The 15,574-nt window shown below is 67.1% G+C and carries 17 protein-coding genes; 12 read left to right on the forward strand and 5 right to left on the reverse strand.

Annotated features, from left to right (window positions below):
* Positions 1-37: 37 nt before the first annotated feature.
* From ABD767_RS05145 to ABD767_RS05190, 10 genes are all read left to right on the forward strand, one after another.
* Positions 38-310, forward strand: a complete 273-nt coding sequence (locus ABD767_RS05145; RefSeq protein ID WP_103045067.1) for an FmdB family zinc ribbon protein — start codon at positions 38-40, stop codon at positions 308-310.
* Between the two features lie 15 nt (positions 311-325).
* Positions 326-955 (forward strand): DUF502 domain-containing protein, encoded by a 630-nt coding sequence (locus ABD767_RS05150; RefSeq protein WP_103045066.1) that lies wholly within the window; start codon positions 326-328, stop codon positions 953-955.
* Between the two features lie 48 nt (positions 956-1,003).
* Positions 1,004-2,803, forward strand: coding sequence for an aspartate--tRNA ligase (gene aspS / locus ABD767_RS05155; protein ID WP_103045065.1), 1,800 nt, complete (start codon positions 1,004-1,006; stop codon positions 2,801-2,803).
* A gap of 65 nt (positions 2,804-2,868) precedes the next feature.
* Positions 2,869-3,789 (forward strand): restriction endonuclease, encoded by a 921-nt coding sequence (locus ABD767_RS05160; protein ID WP_103045064.1) that lies wholly within the window; start codon positions 2,869-2,871, stop codon positions 3,787-3,789.
* Between the two features lie 161 nt (positions 3,790-3,950).
* On the forward strand, positions 3,951-4,406 hold the full coding sequence (nudB, locus tag ABD767_RS05165) for a dihydroneopterin triphosphate diphosphatase (RefSeq protein ID WP_103045063.1): 456 nt from the start codon (positions 3,951-3,953) through the stop codon (positions 4,404-4,406).
* On the forward strand, positions 4,403-5,203 hold the full coding sequence (locus ABD767_RS05170) for an endonuclease/exonuclease/phosphatase family protein (RefSeq protein WP_103045062.1): 801 nt from the start codon (positions 4,403-4,405) through the stop codon (positions 5,201-5,203). The genes nudB and ABD767_RS05170 overlap by 4 nt, the downstream gene beginning before the upstream one ends.
* Positions 5,204-5,245: 42 nt before the next feature.
* Entirely contained in the window at positions 5,246-6,469 is a 1,224-nt protein-coding gene (gene clsB, locus ABD767_RS05175; RefSeq protein ID WP_103045061.1) for a cardiolipin synthase ClsB, read from the forward strand.
* A gap of 109 nt (positions 6,470-6,578) precedes the next feature.
* A complete protein-coding gene (gene folE, locus ABD767_RS05180) occupies positions 6,579-7,310 on the forward strand; it encodes a GTP cyclohydrolase I (protein ID WP_103045060.1) in 732 nt (243 codons plus the stop codon).
* 56 nt (positions 7,311-7,366) lie between these two features.
* Complete coding sequence (locus ABD767_RS05185; protein ID WP_103045059.1) at positions 7,367-8,257, forward strand: EamA family transporter; 891 nt, start codon at positions 7,367-7,369, stop codon at positions 8,255-8,257.
* Between the two features lie 12 nt (positions 8,258-8,269).
* Positions 8,270-9,136 (forward strand): DUF429 domain-containing protein, encoded by an 867-nt coding sequence (locus ABD767_RS05190; RefSeq protein WP_103045072.1) that lies wholly within the window; start codon positions 8,270-8,272, stop codon positions 9,134-9,136.
* Here the strand turns inward: ABD767_RS05190 and ABD767_RS05195 are convergent.
* Positions 9,094-9,717 (reverse strand): hypothetical protein, encoded by a 624-nt coding sequence (locus ABD767_RS05195; protein WP_103045071.1) that lies wholly within the window; start codon positions 9,715-9,717, stop codon positions 9,094-9,096. The two genes, ABD767_RS05190 and ABD767_RS05195, sit on opposite strands and share 43 nt — an antisense overlap.
* A 133-nt stretch (positions 9,718-9,850) precedes the next feature.
* On the opposite strand from ABD767_RS05195, the gene ABD767_RS05200 reads away from it, so the two are divergent.
* Together ABD767_RS05200 and paaX are read left to right on the forward strand one after the other, a co-directional pair.
* Entirely contained in the window at positions 9,851-10,489 is a 639-nt protein-coding gene (locus tag ABD767_RS05200) for a LysE family transporter (RefSeq protein WP_103045058.1), read from the forward strand.
* 189 nt (positions 10,490-10,678) lie between these two features.
* Positions 10,679-11,575, forward strand: a complete 897-nt coding sequence (gene paaX, locus ABD767_RS05205) for a phenylacetic acid degradation operon negative regulatory protein PaaX (RefSeq protein WP_103045070.1) — start codon at positions 10,679-10,681, stop codon at positions 11,573-11,575.
* Positions 11,576-11,703: 128 nt separating this feature from the next.
* On the opposite strand, the gene ABD767_RS05210 is transcribed toward paaX, so the two are convergent.
* The 4 genes from ABD767_RS05210 to paaI are packed head-to-tail and all read right to left on the reverse strand — an operon-like array spanning position 11,704 to position 15,573.
* A complete protein-coding gene (locus ABD767_RS05210) occupies positions 11,704-12,516 on the reverse strand; it encodes a helix-turn-helix domain-containing protein (protein ID WP_103045057.1) in 813 nt (270 codons plus the stop codon).
* 54 nt (positions 12,517-12,570) lie between these two features.
* Positions 12,571-13,713 (reverse strand): ABC transporter substrate-binding protein, encoded by a 1,143-nt coding sequence (locus ABD767_RS05215; RefSeq protein ID WP_103045056.1) that lies wholly within the window; start codon positions 13,711-13,713, stop codon positions 12,571-12,573.
* Between the two features lie 52 nt (positions 13,714-13,765).
* Entirely contained in the window at positions 13,766-15,088 is a 1,323-nt protein-coding gene (gene paaK, locus ABD767_RS05220) for a phenylacetate--CoA ligase PaaK (protein ID WP_103045055.1), read from the reverse strand.
* Positions 15,089-15,108: 20 nt separating this feature from the next.
* Positions 15,109-15,573 (reverse strand): hydroxyphenylacetyl-CoA thioesterase PaaI, encoded by a 465-nt coding sequence (gene paaI / locus ABD767_RS05225; RefSeq protein WP_103045054.1) that lies wholly within the window; start codon positions 15,571-15,573, stop codon positions 15,109-15,111.
* Position 15,574: the final 1 nt, after the last annotated feature.

Genomic DNA, 15,574 nt, shown 5'->3' on the forward strand with positions numbered 1-15,574 from the left:
TATAATGGGCGGTTTTGCGCAATTGCCAGGGCTGTCCATGCCGATCTATGCCTACCGTTGCAGCGCCTGCGGCCACGCCCGCGACGTGCTGCAGAAAATCTCTGATGCCCCGCTGACCCAGTGCCCCGCCTGCGGCGAGGACGGGTTTGCCAAGCAGTTGACGGCCGCGGGCTTTCAGCTCAAGGGCAGCGGCTGGTACGCGACCGACTTCAGCGGCCGCAAGAGCGCGCCGGCCGAAGGCGCATCCACGTCTTCTGCCGAGGGCGCGGCCGGCGCCAGCCCCGCAGCCAGCCTGGGCACGGCGGCCTGACGCGAGGGCATTGGCATGGGTGGCTTGCGCAAGTGGTTCTTCACCGGCCTGCTGGTCGTCGTGCCCGGCGTCATCACCGCCTGGGTGCTCACCTCCATCGTCGGCGCGCTGGACCAGACCCTGGCCATCCTGCCCGAGGCCTGGCAGCCCGACCGCCTGCTGGGCTTTCACATTCCCGGCTTTGGCGTGCTGCTCACGCTGGCCATTCTGTTGATCGTCGGCGCGCTGGCCAGCAACTTTGCCGGCCGCAAGCTGGTGGAGTGGGGCGACGCGCTGGTCAGCCGCATTCCGGTCGTGCGCTCGATCTATTCGAGCGTCAAGCAGGTCTCTGACACGCTGTTTTCCGAGAGCGGCAACGCGTTTCGCACCGCGGTGCTAGTGCAGTGGCCGCGCGAGGGCGTGTGGACCGTGGCCTTCATTACCGGCGCGCCCGGTGGTGAGGTGGCCGGCTGGCTGCGCGACGACTTCGTCAGCGTCTACGTGCCGACCACGCCCAACCCCACCAGCGGCTATTTCGTCATCGTGCGAAAAAGCGACTGCATCGAGCTGGAGATGAGCATCGACGCCGCGCTCAAATACATCGTCTCGATGGGCGTCGTGACGCCGCCCGACCCGGTCGCGGCCATCGACCGCGGCGTCGCCTAAGCCTTGTTTCAATCGCGTCCCGCGGGGGCGCCGGAAAGAAAAAACACCATGTCCATGCGCTCCCACTACTGTGGTCTCGTCACCGAAGCCCTGATGGGCCAAACCGTCACCCTGTGCGGCTGGGTCAACCGCCGCCGCGACCATGGCGGCGTGATCTTCATCGACCTGCGCGACCGCGAAGGCTATGTGCAGGTGGTCTGCGACCCCGACCGCCCCGAGATGTTCCAGGTGGCCGAAGACGTGCGCAACGAATTCTGCGTGCGGGTCGTGGGTCTGGTGCGCGCGCGCCCCGAGGGCACCACCAACGACAAGCTGAAAAGCGGCCAGATCGAGGTGCTGTGCCACGAGCTTGTGGTGCTCAACGCCTCGGTCACGCCGCCGTTCCAGATGGACGACGACAACCTGTCGGAGACTACGCGCCTCACCCACCGCGTGATGGATCTGCGCCGCCCGGTGATGCAGCGCAACATGATGCTGCGCTACAAGACAGCGATCCAGGTGCGCAACTTTCTCGACAAAGAGGGTTTCATCGACATCGAGACGCCCATGCTGGGAAAGAGCACGCCGGAGGGCGCGCGCGACTACCTGGTGCCTTCGCGTGTCCACGACGGCCAGTTCTTCGCGCTGCCGCAGTCGCCCCAGCTGTACAAGCAGATGCTGATGGTGGCCGGCTACGACCGCTACTACCAGATCACCAAGTGCTTCCGCGACGAGGATCTGCGCGCCGACCGCCAGCCCGAGTTCACGCAGATCGACTGCGAAACTTCGTTCCTGGGCGAGGAAGAGATCCGCGCCATCTTCCAGCGCATGGTCAAGGAGGTGTTCCAGCAGCAGTTGGGCGTCGACCTTGGTGAGTTCCCGACCATGGCCTACCAGGAGGCCATGGCCCGCTTCGGCTCGGACAAGCCCGACCTGCGCGTCAAGCTCGAATTCACCGAGCTGACCGACGTGATGGCCGACGTGGACTTCAAGGTGTTCTCGGCACCGGCGACGAGCAAGGGCGGGCGCGTAGTGGCATTGCGCGTGCCCGGCGGCGCTGCGATCAGCCGTGGCGAGATCGACGGCTACACCGACTTCGTCAAGATCTATGGCGCCAAGGGCCTGGCCTGGATCAAGGTCAACGAAGTGGCGAAGGGGCGCGACGGCCTGCAGTCGCCCATCGTCAAGAACATTCACGACGCTGCGATTGCCGAAATCTTGAAGCGCACCGGCGCGCAGGACGGCGACATCCTGTTCTTTGGCGCGGACAAGGCCAAGGTGGTCAACGACAGCATTGGCGCGCTGCGCCTGAAGGTTGGCCTGGGCGAGTTCGGCAAGAAGAACGGCCTGTTCGAAGACCGCTGGGCGCCGCTGTGGGTGGTGGACTTCCCGATGTTCGAGCACGACGAAGAGGACAACCGCTGGGTGGCGGTGCACCACCCGTTCACCTCGCCCAAGGACGGCCACGAGGACTTGATGGACAGCGATCCGGGCGCCTGCCTGTCCAAGGCCTACGACATGGTTCTGAATGGCTGGGAGATGGGCGGTGGCTCGGTGCGTATCCACCGCGCCGACGTGCAGGCCAAGGTGTTTGCAGCACTCAACATCACGCCCGAGGAGCAGCGCGCCAAGTTCGGCTACCTGCTGGACGCGCTGCAGTACGGCGCGCCCCCGCACGGCGGCCTGGCCTTTGGCCTCGATCGCCTGATCACACTGATGGCCGGCGCCGAGTCGATCCGCGACGTGATCGCCTTCCCCAAGACCCAGCGTGCGCAGGATTTGCTCACCCAGGCGCCGTCGCCGGTGGATGAAAAACAGCTGCGCGAGCTGCATATCCGGCTGCGCAATCCGCTGCCGGCGGTTAACTGATAGCAGGTAGGCCTTCGGGCAAAATTCCGGGGCGCCTTCGGGCGCCCTTTGTTTTTGGAGGATGGATGGCGATTCCCGACTACGAAACCTTGATGTTGCCTTTGTTGCTTCGGTTGTCCGATGGGCGTGAGCGCGTTTTGAAGGAACTGCAGCAGGAATTGGCTGACGAGTTTCACCTGACTGCGGAAGAGCGGATGCAGTTGCTGCCCAGTGGCGGTACTTTGACTTTTGCGTCCCGTGTGGGGTGGGCCAAGACCTACTTGAAAAAAGCTGGATTGGTATGCCAACCCAAGCGCGGGAACGTGCAAATCACCGATCTTGGTCGTGAGGCAGTGAACCAGAAACCACGTCATATCGACGTGGAGTTTCTGACTCGGTATCCGGATTTCATGGCGTTCAGGAGCGGTTCGAAAACGAAGGCGGCGCCTGAGCAACTGGGCAGTTCCATCGGATTGGTGTCGGATTTGACGCCAGACGAAATCATTGAATCGGCATACCAGAAGGCACTGACAGCACTGGCAGACGAAGTCCTGGAGCGAGTGGCTTCCTGCTCCCCTGCCTATTTCGAACGCTTGGTGGTGCAGCTGATGATCAAGATGGGCTATGGCGGCAGCCGCGAGGAGGCGGGCCGCGCCGTCGGGCGCAGCGGCGATGGTGGCATTGACGGCGTCATCAACGAGGACCGCCTGGGGCTGGACGCCATTTATCTGCAGGCCAAGCGCTGGACCAATGTCGTGGGGCGCCCGGACATCCAGCAGTTTGTCGGCGCACTGGCCGGCCAGCGCGCGAGCAAGGGCGTTTTCATTACCACCTCGCGCTTTTCACAGGAGGCGCGCGACTACGCCGCCACCAACACCCAGTACAAGGTGGTGCTGATCGACGGCCAGCGCCTGGCCGATTTGATGATCGAACACGATCTGGGCGTGTCGGTGGCGGCCAGTTACCAGCTCAAACGCATTGATTCCGACTTTTTTGCGGAAGAATGAGCACGGGAAGGCGGGCGATGCCGGTCGCCCGTCCGCTGCTGCCGCATGGTTGAAAACCCCTGTGCTTGCTGTTGCGCCGGGTGGCTGAAATCATGGCGGCCATGGGTATCGTTTGCAGCGATGTGGGACGGTGGTGCGCACAGACCTGAAGGAAACTGTCCATGGCTTACAAAATTCCTGAATCCGTGCTGGTGGTCATTTACACGCCGGCACTGCGGGTGCTGCTGATCCGCCGTGCCGACGCGGGCCCGGGGCGGGAGTACTGGCAATCGGTCACGGGCAGCAAAGAGGCGCTGAGTGAAACCCTGGAGCACACGGCGGCGCGCGAGGTGCGCGAGGAGACAGGCATCGACGTGCGCGCCGGCGGCTGCGTGCTGCGCGACTGGGGGCTGGAGAACGTCTACGAGATCTACGCGCAGTGGAGCTGGCGCTATGCTCCGGGCGTGACGCACAACCGCGAGCATGTACTGGGCCTGCAGGTTCCCCCTGGAACGCCGGTGGTCTTGAATCCGCGCGAACATACGGCATATGCATGGCTGGATTGGCGCGAAGCCGCCGACCGGTGCTTCTCGCCGTCCAATGCCGAAGCCATTTTGTGGTTGCCCCGTTTCGTATGACATCTGCCGCCGTTTCCGCTCCGCCTGCCGACTTCGCTGCCTCCGAACTGCCCATCGAGCGCGCGGGCATTCTGCGCGTGGCCACCTACAACATCCACAAGGGCGTGCAGGGCCTGGGGCCGGCGCGGCGGCTGGAGATCCACAACCTGGGGTTGGCCGTCGAGCAGCTCGACGCCGACATCGTCTGCCTGCAGGAGGTGCGCCGGCTCAACCGGCGCGAGGCGCGCTACTTCGACCGCTGGCCCGACGTGCCCCAGGCCGAGTACCTGGCGCCCGAGGGCTATGCGTCGGTCTACAGCACCAATGCCTACACGCGACATGGCGAGCACGGCAATGCACTGCTGACGCGCTGGCCCGTCATCGAGCACCAGCACGAGGACATCTCCGACCACCGCTTCGAGCAGCGCGGCCTGCTGCACGTGCAGGTGGAGGTGCAGGGGCGGCGCGTGCACACCATCGTCGTGCACCTGGGGCTGATCCCGGGCAGCCGCATCCGCCAGGTGTCGCAGCTGCAGCGCTTCATCGCGCGCGAGGTGCCCAAGGACGAGCCGCTGATCGTCGCCGGCGACTTCAACGACTGGGGCCTGCACGTCAAGCGCATGCTGGCCGGCTTCGGCCTGTTCGAGTTCGACGCGGCGCGCCAGCGCGCCTACACCTACCCGGCGCGCCTGCCGGTGGTGCAGCTCGATCATGTCTATGTGCGCGGCCTGCTGCCGCTGGGCCTGCAGGTGCCGCGCGGGCGCATCTGGTGGCGCATGTCCGACCACCTGCCGCTGATCGCGGAGTTCCGCCTGTAATGGCGCCGCCCCCGCTCCGGCACGGCGGCGTGGAGGCCTGAGGTGCCCGGCGCGCGCCAGGCCGGCGCCGACCACCGCGTGGACTTGCTGCAGGGGGCGGCTCAGTTGTTCGCGGCGCTGATCGCGGACATGGATCGGGCGCTGACGGACATCCAGTTCGAGACCTATATCTTCGACTTCACCGCCAGCGGCGCCAGCGTGGCGCATGCGCTGGCGCGCGCGGCGCGCCGCGGCGTGCGCGTGCACCTGGTGGTCGATGGCGTAGGCACCGGCCGCCTGCCGCAGGACTGGGCCGACCGCCTGGCCGGCGCCGGCGTGCAGGTGCGCGTGTATTCGCCGCTGGGGCCGCTGGGCCTGCTGCTGCCGCGGCGCTGGCGGCGGCTGCACCGCAAGCTGTGCGTGGTTGACGGGCGCGTGCTGTATTGCGGCGGCATCAACGTGCTGGACGACTTCTATGATCCCAACCACGGCTGGCTGGCCGCGCCACGCCTGGACTTTGCGGTGCGTGTGCAGGGCACGCTGGTGGACTACGCCAGCAACGTGATGGAGCGGCTGTGGTGGCGCATGCAGGCGGTGCACGACGCCAGCCAGCGCCGCCTGGATCTGGCGCTGGCGGATCTGCGCGCGGCAGCGGCCGTGCAGCGCCACCCGCGCCGCAGCGGCGCTGCCGAGCGTGGCACCGTCTACGCCGCGTTCTTGTTGCGCGACAACCTGAGTCACCGCACGCGCATCGAGCGCGCCTATCGCCGCGCGATTGCGCGGGCGCGCGAGGAGATCGTGATTGCCAACGCCTACTTCGTCCCCGGCGCCAAGCTGCGCCGGGCGCTGGTGCTGGCGGCGCAGCGCGGCGTGCGCGTGCACCTGCTGCTGCAGGGGCGCTACGAGTACTTCATGCAGTACCACGCGGCGCGCCCGGTCTATGGCCAGCTGCTGGCCGCGGGCGTGCACATCCATGAGTACGAGCCCAGCTTTCTGCACGCCAAGGTGGCAGTGATCGACGCCGACGGCGACCGCCCCTGGGCCACCGTCGGGTCGAGCAACCTCGACCCCTTGAGCCTGCTGCTGGCGCGCGAGGCCAACGTGATGGTGCGCGACGCCGGCTTTGCCCGCCAGCTGCGCGCGCGCCTGGTGCAGGCCATGCAGGGCGGCAGCGGCCCCATCGATGCGCAGCAGTACGCCCAGCGCCCCTGGCGCGAGCGCGTGCTTGACCGCGTTGCGTTCGCCCTGATGCGCGCCGCGCTGTGGGTGACGGGCAACCGCTATTGAGGAGGCGCGCGCCGCTCTTGAATTCATAGCTTGCGCCGCCCGTGAACCGGCATTCTGGGGGCATCAAGGCGTAGCGGCGGCGCGCGGGCATCCCTGTTACCATGCCGCCATGACTTCTGCCTCCCCTGCCTCTGCCGACAGCCAGGACGAAGGCGTGCCGGTTTCGGTGCGCATCCGCGAGCGCCTGCGTGCGGCCCGCCGGCGCTTCAACGCCAACGACAACATCGCCGAGTTCATCGAGCCGGGCGAGCTAGAACGCCTGCTCGACGAGGTCGAGCACAAGATGCAGGGTGTGCTCGACAGCATGGTGATCGACACCACGCACGACCACAACACGCGCAATACCGCGCGGCGCATCGCCAAGATGTATCTGCACGAGGTCTTCAACGGGCGCTACGTGCAGGCGCCGGCGGTGACCGAGTTTCCCAACGCCGAGCACCTCAACGAGCTGATGATCGTCGGCCCGATCACGGTGCGCAGCGCCTGCAGCCACCACTTCTGCCCGGTGATCGGCAAGATCTGGATCGGCGTGCTGCCCAACAAGAACACCAACGTGATCGGCCTGTCCAAGTACGCGCGCCTGGTCGACTGGGTGATGGGCCGCCCGCAGATCCAGGAAGAGGCCGTGGTGCAGTTGGCCGACCTGATCATGAAGAAGACCGAACCCGACGGCCTGGCCGTGGTGATGGAGGCCAGCCATTTCTGCATGTCCTGGCGCGGCGTGCGCGAGATGGACAGCAAGATGCTGAACTCGGTCATGCGCGGCGCCTTCCTGAACGACCCGACGCTGCGCCGCGAATTCCTCTCGCTGATCCCCGGGCGCACCAACGGCCGCAGCTGATAGCGGCCGCCACCCACACCAACCGCAGCCCGGCGCTGCGGTTTTTTCATTGAGCCGTGTCCCCCACCGCCTTCGCCCTGATCATTTTGGCCGGCCTGATCCATGCCGGCTGGAACATCGCCGCCAAAAAGGCCGGCGGCGACGCGCGCTTTGCCTTCTTCACCTCGGTGCTGATGATGCTGGCCTGGGCGCCGCTGGGATGGTGGCTGGGGCGCGCTGCCGTGCCACTGTGGGGCGCGCGCGAATGGACGCTGGTCATGGCCAGTGGCGCGCTGCACGTCGTGTACTACGTCACGCTGCTGCGCGGCTACCGCAAGGCCGACCTCACGGTGGTCTACCCGCTGGCGCGCGGCACCGGGCCGCTGCTGTCGTCGCTGGTCGCCGTGCTGCTGCTGGGAGAGCGGCTGACGCCGTGGGGCGTGGCCGGCATTGCCGCGGTGGTGGGCGGCGTCTTCCTGATCGCCGGCGGCCCGGCTCTGCTGCGCACGGCGCAGTCGGGGGCACATCCGCAGGCGCGCCGGCGCGTGCGCAAGGGGCTGATCTACGGCGTGCTGACCGGCGTGTTCATCGCCAGCTACACCGTGGTCGACGGCTACGCGGTCAAGGTCGCGCTGCTCTCGCCCATCCTGGTCGACTACATGGGCAATCTGGTGCGCATCGTGCTGCTGGCGCCGGCCGTGCTGCGCGACCTGCCGACTGCGCGCCGGCTGTGGCATCAGCAGTGGCGCTACGCGCTGATGGTGGCCATCTTCAGCCCCATTGCCTACGTGCTGGTGCTGTTTGCCATGCAGCACGCGCCGCTGTCGCTGGTGGCGCCGGCGCGCGAGGTGTCGATGCTGTTTGCCGCGCTGCTGGGCGGCCACCTGCTGGGCGAGGGCGACCGCGCCGCGCGCGTGGGTGGTGCGCTCTTGATTGCCGCGGGCGTCGTGGCGCTGGCGCTGGGGTAGGCCGTGGCACCGCTGCTTGCCGGCTGCGACTTCTCCAGCAGCCCCACGCGCCGCAAGCCCATCGTGCTGGCGCTGGGGCAGCTGGATGGCGACGCCGTCGTGCTGCAGCGCCTGCAGGCGCTGGAGTCGCTGCAGGATTGGGGCGACTGGCTGCGGGCGCCGCCCGCACCGGTGGTGGCGGGTTTCGACCTGCCGTTCGGCCTGCCGCGCGAGCTGGTGCAGGCGTTGGGCTGGCCGCTGCAATGGCAGGCCTGCATGGCGCACTACGCCGGCCTGACGCGCGCGCAGATTCGCGACTGTTTTGCGGCGTTTTGCGCCCAGCGCCCGCCCGGCGGCAAGTTTGCCCACCGAGCCACCGACGGCCCGGCCGGCTCCAGCCCGTCGATGAAGTGGGTCAACCCGCCGGTGGCCTTCATGATGCACGCTGGCGTGCCGCGGCTGATCGCCGCCGGCTGGCACCTGCCGGGCCTGTTGGAGGGCGACGCGCGCCGCGTTGCGCTGGAGGCCTACCCCGGCCTGCTGGCGCGCGCGCTGATCGGACGGCGCAGCTACAAGAGCGACACGCGGGCGAAGCAGAGCGCAGAGCGCCTGGCCGCGCGCCAGGACTTGCTGGCGCGCCTGCAGCAACCCGGTGCCACGGGCCTGGAGCTGCACCTGCGGGCCGGCGCCGCGCTGTGCGACGTGCTGGTGCAGGACGCGCGCGGCGACTGCCTGGACGCGGTGCTGTGCCTGGTGCAGGCCGCCTGGGGCGCGCGCCGCCATGCGACGGGCGATGCGCTCTACGGTTTGCCCGAAGGGCTTGATCCGCTGGAGGGCGCGATCGTGACCGCGCAGGGTCAGGGCGTGGACTTGCGGCCCGGCGCCACCAGTGCCAGGTAGGCGCGGCGCGTCTGCGGCGATACCGACTCGACGATTTGCGCGTAGTGCGTCTGGTGGCGTGCCAGCACGCGCGCCGACGCCACCGAGAACGACTTGCAGAACCAGTGGCAGCTGTGCTGCATCAGCAATAGCTCGGCGGTCATCATGAAGGCGCGGTCGCGCGCGTTCAGCTGCAGGTCGTTGCGCGCGGCGCGTGCGATGCCTTCGCCGTGGATGGCCAGCAGCGCGCGCATGTCAAAGCAGGCCGCAGGAAACAGCCTGGGCACGAAGGGCAGGCTGATGGGCAGGCGGCTGACGCGCGCCTGCGCCGCCGGCGTGCGGCGAAAGTCGGCCACCAGGCGCTCGAACTGCTCGCTGAGCTGCACCTCGCTCGCCTGCTGCAGGCCCAGCACCTGGGCGCGGCGCTCGGCGTCCTGCTCGCCCATCGCGCGCAGATAGCCTTCGATCAGCGACGCCATCAGCTGCTCGACCTGGTAGGGCTTGAGCGCACGCCCCAGCAGTGCAATGCGCTGGCGCTGTTGTTGCGCGTTGATGCCCGAGACGACCAGGGCGATGACGATCAGCAGTACGAAGGAATCCATGTCGGGCGATGTGAGGCGTGCGGCGCGGCGGCGTCGATGCGGGCCATTGTCGGTCAGGTTGCGCCATGCCGCGGGCTGCGCGCAGCTTGGCCGCACAATGGCGGGTTTCATTGCTTCATGACAGGCCCGCCGCATGCCTTCCATCCAGACGCTTGCCGCCTTTTTCGGTGTTTCGGTGCTGCTTGCGCTCTCGCCCGGGCCGGACAACATCTTCGTGCTGCTGCAGTCGGCGCAGCGCGGCTGGCGCGCGGGGCTGTGCGTGGTCGTCGGCCTGTGCATCGGCATCGTCGGCCATACCGCGGCGGTGGCACTGGGGCTGGCGGCGGTGGTGGCGGCGTCGGCCACCGCGTTCACGCTGCTCAAACTCGTCGGCGCGGCCTACCTGGCCTGGCTGGCCTGGGGCGCGCTGCGCGCACCGGCGCTGCACGTGCCGCACGGCCAGGCCCTTGAGGAGGGCGCGCGCGCCAACCCCTGGCGCATGGTGGGGCGCGGCGTGGTGATGAACCTCACCAATCCCAAGGTGCTGGTGTTCTTCCTGGCCTTTCTGCCGCAATTCGCCGATCCGGCGCGCGCCAGCATGGCGCAGCAAATCATGGTGCTGGGCCTGGTCTTCATGCTGGCATCGCTGCTGGTCTTTGGCGCCATCGCGCTGTTCTCGGGCACCTTCGGCAGCCTGCTGCTGCGCTCGGCACGCGCGCAGTGGCTGCTCAACCGCGGCGCCGGCGTGGTCTTCCTGGGGCTGGCGCTGCGGCTGGCGACGGCGCAGCGCTGAAAGCAGGCAGCGCTGGAGCTGATGACGTTCGGTGTGCGTGGGATAATTTGCCGCTTTGCGTGCCAGGGTTCGATTTAGAGTGGCACGCGCCTTGATTTTTTCATCTGCGCGCGCAGGGTCACTTGCGCGCGATTGTTTGTGAGCCAACTCGTCCATCAGCGACTGGAGTCGTTTCGACAGCAAAAGCGCGTGCGCGCGACCTCGCTGATCATCACCACCTTTGGCGACGCCATCTTGCCGCGCGGTGGTCGCATCTGGCTGGGCAGCCTGATTCAGTTGCTGGAGCCGCTGCAGCTCAATGAGCGGCTGATTCGTACCTCGGTGTTTCGCCTGGTCAAGGACGAATGGCTGCGCGTGCAAAGCGTCGGGCGGCGTTCCGACTATTTGCTGACCCAGTCGGGCCGCAGGCGCTTTGAGGAAGCGTCGCGCCACATCTACGCATCGAGTGCTCCGCTGTGGGACAGGCGCTGGCGCGTCATTCTGGTCGTCGGTGACTTGGAGCCCAAACAGCGCGACGCGTTGCGCCGGGCGCTGTTCTGGCAAGGTTTTGGCGCGCTGGGCAATGACTGCTTTGCCCACCCCGGTGCCGACCTGACCGATGTGCTGGACGCGTTGATTGCCGACGGCCTGGCGCCGGTGCTGCCCAAGCTACTGCCGTTGTTCGCTGCGGACGCGCGGCTGGCGCGTTCTGCCACCGACGCCGACCTGGTGGCGCGCGCCTGGGATTTGAGCCATTTGTCCGCCGCCTACACCGAATTCATTGGCGTTTACCAGCCCATGCTGGATGTGATGCGCCGCGAGGGACTGGCCGGCGTCAGTGACGCACAGGCCTTTTTGCTGCGCCTCCTGCTCATCCACGACTACCGCCGCCTGCTGCTGCGCGACCCGGAGCTGCCGGAGGTGCTGCTGCCGCAGCGCTGGCCCGGGCAGCTTGCGCGCCTGTTGTGCAAGGAGATGTACCAGCGGCTGGAGGAGGCGTCGGACCGCCACCTGGACGAGCAGGTCTGTCTGGCCGATGGCAGCCGCCCGGAGGTGGATTTGTCGCTGTGGCAGCGTTTTGCACGCACCGACCCCATCAAGGTGTGATGCCATTTCCAGATCAACCGATGGCTTTGCCGGCTGTATAGGCCGAGCGTCGGCACGGCCTGCGCTTGGTCTTCGCGCGCTCGACGGATCTGAAAATGGAATGACGCGGCCTCTCCCGGACAAAGACATCAACCTGGCAGCGACAGATCGGGATAGACGGCGGAAATGGGTTCGCCCGCGTACAGCGTGGCGCCCAGGCGCTCGGACAGCTGGCGCGCATGGCGCTTGAGCGCGTGGACGACGGCGCCGTCCTCCGAGCAGTCAAACATGCCCTGCACGCCAACGGTGAGCAGCGCCATGCTGATTTCGTTTTTGACGTTGAACACGGGTGCGGCCGCCCCCGCGACACCGGGTACATAGTGGTAGCTGGCGGTGGTGGCATAGCCCTGGCTGCGTATGCGTTCGAGCAGGGCGTTCACCGCCTGCTTGCTGCGCAGCGCCTCGGGCAGGCGCTCGGACGTCATTTCCCTGGCCAGCAGGGCCGCGGTGGCCTGCTGCGGCAGCCAGGCGGCAAACACCAGGCCGGTGCCGGAGCTGAGCAAGTCCAGCGTGGTGCCGGTGGTGCCGGTGGTGCCGGTGGTGACGTTGACGGTGATGGGGCGGCGCGGGCGCTCCCAGCGCACGATGACCGGGCCGTCGCCGCCCCAGACGGCCAGCGCGGTGGTTTCGTTGACCTCGTCGCGCAGCTGGGCGATGGTGTTCTGGCCCAGGCGAATGCGGTCGAGCCGATCCAGCGCCACCAGCCCCATGCTCAGGGCGAATGGCCCCAGGTCGTAGCGCGCGTTGGCCGGGTCTTGCTCGACCAGGCCGGAGCGGATCAGGCTGACCAGGTAGCGGTGCGCCTTGGAAGGCGCCATGCCGGCCGCGGCGGCGATGTCCTTGAGCATCATCGCGCGCTGGCCCGTCGCCATGGCGCGCAGCACGCGCACACCGACTTCCATGGACTGGATGCAGGCGCGCGCATCCTCTGGCAAAGCGCCGGCGGGGCGGTGGCCTTACTTGACTTCGACCCAGTCGCCGTTCTTGATCTCCACCATGCGGAAGGCCGACAGATCCAGCCCCATGTGGTCGGTGGGCGACATGTTGTACGTGCCGCTGGTGGCGACAAAACCCTTGGTCTGCTCGATCGCGTCGCGCACCTTGGCCTTGTCAGTGCCGCCGGCGCGCTTGATGGCGTCCATCGCCAGCATCAGGCCGTCGTAGGCGTAGCCGCCAAAGGTGGAGGTGTCGGTCTTGAAGGCCTCCTTGTAGGCTTTTTCATAGGCGGTGGTGACGGCTTGCTGTGGATCGCTCTCGGGCAGCTTGTCGGCAATGAGCAGCGCGGGCGTGGGCAGGCGCACGCCCTCGGCGGCGTTGCCGGCCAGCTTGAGGAAGGCGTTGGACGCCACGCCGTGCGACTGGTACAGCGGCAGCGTGATGCCCAGCTGCTTGTAGTTCTTGGTCACGATGGCCGGCCCCTGGCCCAAGCCGAAGACGAAGACCGCCTGCACGCCGGGTGTGGACTTGATCTTGGTGAGCTGCGGGCTCATGTCGGTGTCCTTGGCGCCGTAGGTCTCGTTGGCCACCAGCGTCATGCCGTACTGGCCGGCCACTTCCTCGGTCTCTTTCTTGCCCGAGGCGCCAAAGCCCGAGGTTTCTGACAGCAGCGCGATCTTGGTGATGCCGTTCTTCTTCATGTCCTCGAACACTTTTTCAACGGCCATGCGATCGCTGTGAGGCATCTTGAACACCCATTTCTTGACCGGGTCGACGATGACCACGGCGCCGGCCAGCGAGATGAACGGGATGCCGGCTTTTTGCACCAGCGGCACCGACGACATGGTCGAGCCGGTGGTTGTGCCGCCCACGAGCACGTCTACCTTGTCATCCTCGATCAGGCGCTTGGTGAAGCTGTTGGCCTTGTTGGCGTCGGTGCCGTCGTCGTAGTGCACCAGCTGCAGTGGCCGGCCGTCGACGCCGCCTTTCTTGTTGATGTCGTCGATATACAGCTGCAGCGTTTTCAGTTCGGGGTCACCCAGAAACGCAGCAGGACCGGTGACGGATAGCACCGAGCCAATCTTGATCGGGTCAGCGGCAAAGCTGCTGCCCAGGCCAAACGCCAGCGCGGCGGCGGCCAGCTTTACGAGAGGGTGTTTCATCGTTTGTCTCCTTGGGTTGTGGTGGGGTGAAACGCAAAAGGGCAGTGGTGGGTCAGCTGCGGCGGCGCTCGTCGATCACGCGCCGGGCCTTGCCGACCTGGGTACGCGGAATCGAGTCATAGGCCATGACATGCACCTGAGTGGACACGCCGATATTGGTCTTGATGCGCTGTTGCAGCTCCTTGCCGATAAGCTGCATGTCGGCGGGCGAGAGCTGGCCCGAGAGTGTGTGCTGCACCTCGCAGCGCACCTCCATGCTGTCCAGGTGGCCGTCGCGCGTGACGACGAGTTGGTAATTCCCTGCCAGGCGTGCATCCCGCAGGATCATTTCCTCGATTTGCGTCGGGAAGACGTTCACGCCGCGAATGATCAGCATGTCGTCCGAGCGGCCGGTGATCTTGCCGATGCGCCGAAACGATCGCGCCGTCGGGGGCAGTAGCTCGGTGATGTCGCGCGTGCGGTAGCGGATGACGGGAAAGGCTTCCTTGGTCAGCGAGGTGAAGACCAGCTCGCCGCTCTCGCCGTCGGGCAGCACGTCGCCGGTCTCGGGGTCGATGATCTCGGGGTAGAAATGGTCTTCCCAGATCACCGGGCCGTCCTTGGTTTCGATGCATTCGGAGGCCACGCCCGGGCCCATGACCTCGGTCAGGCCGTAGATGTCGATGGCGTCCAGCCCCAGCTTGCGCTCGATCTCGCCGCGCATGCCCTCGCCCCAGGGTTCGGCGCCAAAGATGCCGACCTTGAGCGAAATGTCCTCGGGCGCCACGCCCAGGCGCTCGAACTCCTCGGCAATCACCAGCGAGTACGAGGGCGTGACCATGATGATGTCGGGCTTGAAGTCCATGATCAGCTGCACCTGCTTCTCGGTCTGGCCGCCGGACATGGGCACCACGGTGCAGCCCAGGCGCTCGGCGCCGTAGTGCGCGCCCAGACCGCCGGTGAACAGGCCGTAGCCGTAGGCCACGTGCACCATGTCGCCGGCGCGCCCGCCGCCCGCGCGGATGGAGCGCGCCACCAGGTTGGCCCAGTTGTCGATGTCTTTTTGCGTGTAGCCCACCACGATGGGCTTGCCCGTGGTGCCGCTGGAGGCGTGCAGGCGCACGACCTTCTCGCGCGGCACGGCAAACAGGCCAAAGGGGTAGTGGTCGCGCAGGTCGGCCTTGGTCATGAAGGGAAACAGCGCCAGGTCGGCGAGTTGCTTCAGGTCGTCCGGGTGCACGCCCTGCTCGTCGCACTTCTTGCGGTAGGGCGCGACGTTGTCGTAGGCGTGGCGCACCGACCACTTCAGGCGCTCGAGCTGCAGCGCGGAAATTTCGTCGCGGCTGGCGGCTTCGATGGCGTCGAGCTCACCGTCCTGGCTGGTTTTGACGGGCATGTTTGTCTCCTGTCGGATGTTTAGGAATGGGTCTGGGCAAGGCCGGCAATCACCTCGCCGCTGATGCGGTAGCTCTTGCCGCGAAAAAGGGCCACGATCTGGCCGCCGGGCCTGCGCACCGTGATGTCGTAGACGCCGGTGCGCCCGCTGGCCGAGCGCTCGGTGGCCTCGGCTTCGAGCAGGTCGCCCTCGCGCGCCGGCGCGAGAAAGTCGATATGACAGGCCGACGCCACGGTGTTTTTGTTGTAGCTGTTGCAAGCGTAGGCAAAGGCGGTGTCGGCCAGGCTGAAGATCAGCCCGCCGTGGCAGATGGCGTGGCCGTTGACCATGTCGGCGCGCACCGGCATGGTCAGCAGCGCGCTGCCCGGGCCCACGCGTTCGATGTGCATGCCCAGGGCCTGCGCGGCGCGGTCGCGCGCAAACATCGCGCGGGCGGTGGCGTCGGCCAGGGCCTGAGGATCGGTCGGGAGGGTGGTGGCGTCCATG

It is taken from the genome of Comamonas faecalis, from assembly GCF_039538025.1.
Classification (GTDB): Bacteria; Pseudomonadota; Gammaproteobacteria; order Burkholderiales; family Burkholderiaceae_C; genus Comamonas_C; species Comamonas_C faecalis.

Coding starts and splice junctions, on each gene's coding strand:
- ABD767_RS05145 (WP_103045067.1), top strand. CDS start 38: ATGCCGATCTATGCCTACCGTTGCAGCGCCTGCGGCCACGCCCGCGAC.
- ABD767_RS05150 (WP_103045066.1), top strand. CDS start 326: ATGGGTGGCTTGCGCAAGTGGTTCTTCACCGGCCTGCTGGTCGTCGTG.
- aspS (WP_103045065.1), top strand. CDS start 1,004: ATGTCCATGCGCTCCCACTACTGTGGTCTCGTCACCGAAGCCCTGATG.
- ABD767_RS05160 (WP_103045064.1), top strand. CDS start 2,869: ATGGCGATTCCCGACTACGAAACCTTGATGTTGCCTTTGTTGCTTCGG.
- nudB (WP_103045063.1), top strand. CDS start 3,951: ATGGCTTACAAAATTCCTGAATCCGTGCTGGTGGTCATTTACACGCCG.
- ABD767_RS05170 (WP_103045062.1), top strand. CDS start 4,403: ATGACATCTGCCGCCGTTTCCGCTCCGCCTGCCGACTTCGCTGCCTCC.
- folE (WP_103045060.1), top strand. CDS start 6,579: ATGACTTCTGCCTCCCCTGCCTCTGCCGACAGCCAGGACGAAGGCGTG.
- ABD767_RS05195 (WP_103045071.1), bottom strand. CDS start 9,717: ATGGATTCCTTCGTACTGCTGATCGTCATCGCCCTGGTCGTCTCGGGC.
- ABD767_RS05200 (WP_103045058.1), top strand. CDS start 9,851: ATGCCTTCCATCCAGACGCTTGCCGCCTTTTTCGGTGTTTCGGTGCTG.
- ABD767_RS05210 (WP_103045057.1), bottom strand. CDS start 12,516: ATGGAAGTCGGTGTGCGCGTGCTGCGCGCCATGGCGACGGGCCAGCGC.
- ABD767_RS05215 (WP_103045056.1), bottom strand. CDS start 13,713: ATGAAACACCCTCTCGTAAAGCTGGCCGCCGCCGCGCTGGCGTTTGGC.
- paaK (WP_103045055.1), bottom strand. CDS start 15,088: ATGCCCGTCAAAACCAGCCAGGACGGTGAGCTCGACGCCATCGAAGCC.
- paaI (WP_103045054.1), bottom strand. CDS start 15,573: ATGGACGCCACCACCCTCCCGACCGATCCTCAGGCCCTGGCCGACGCC.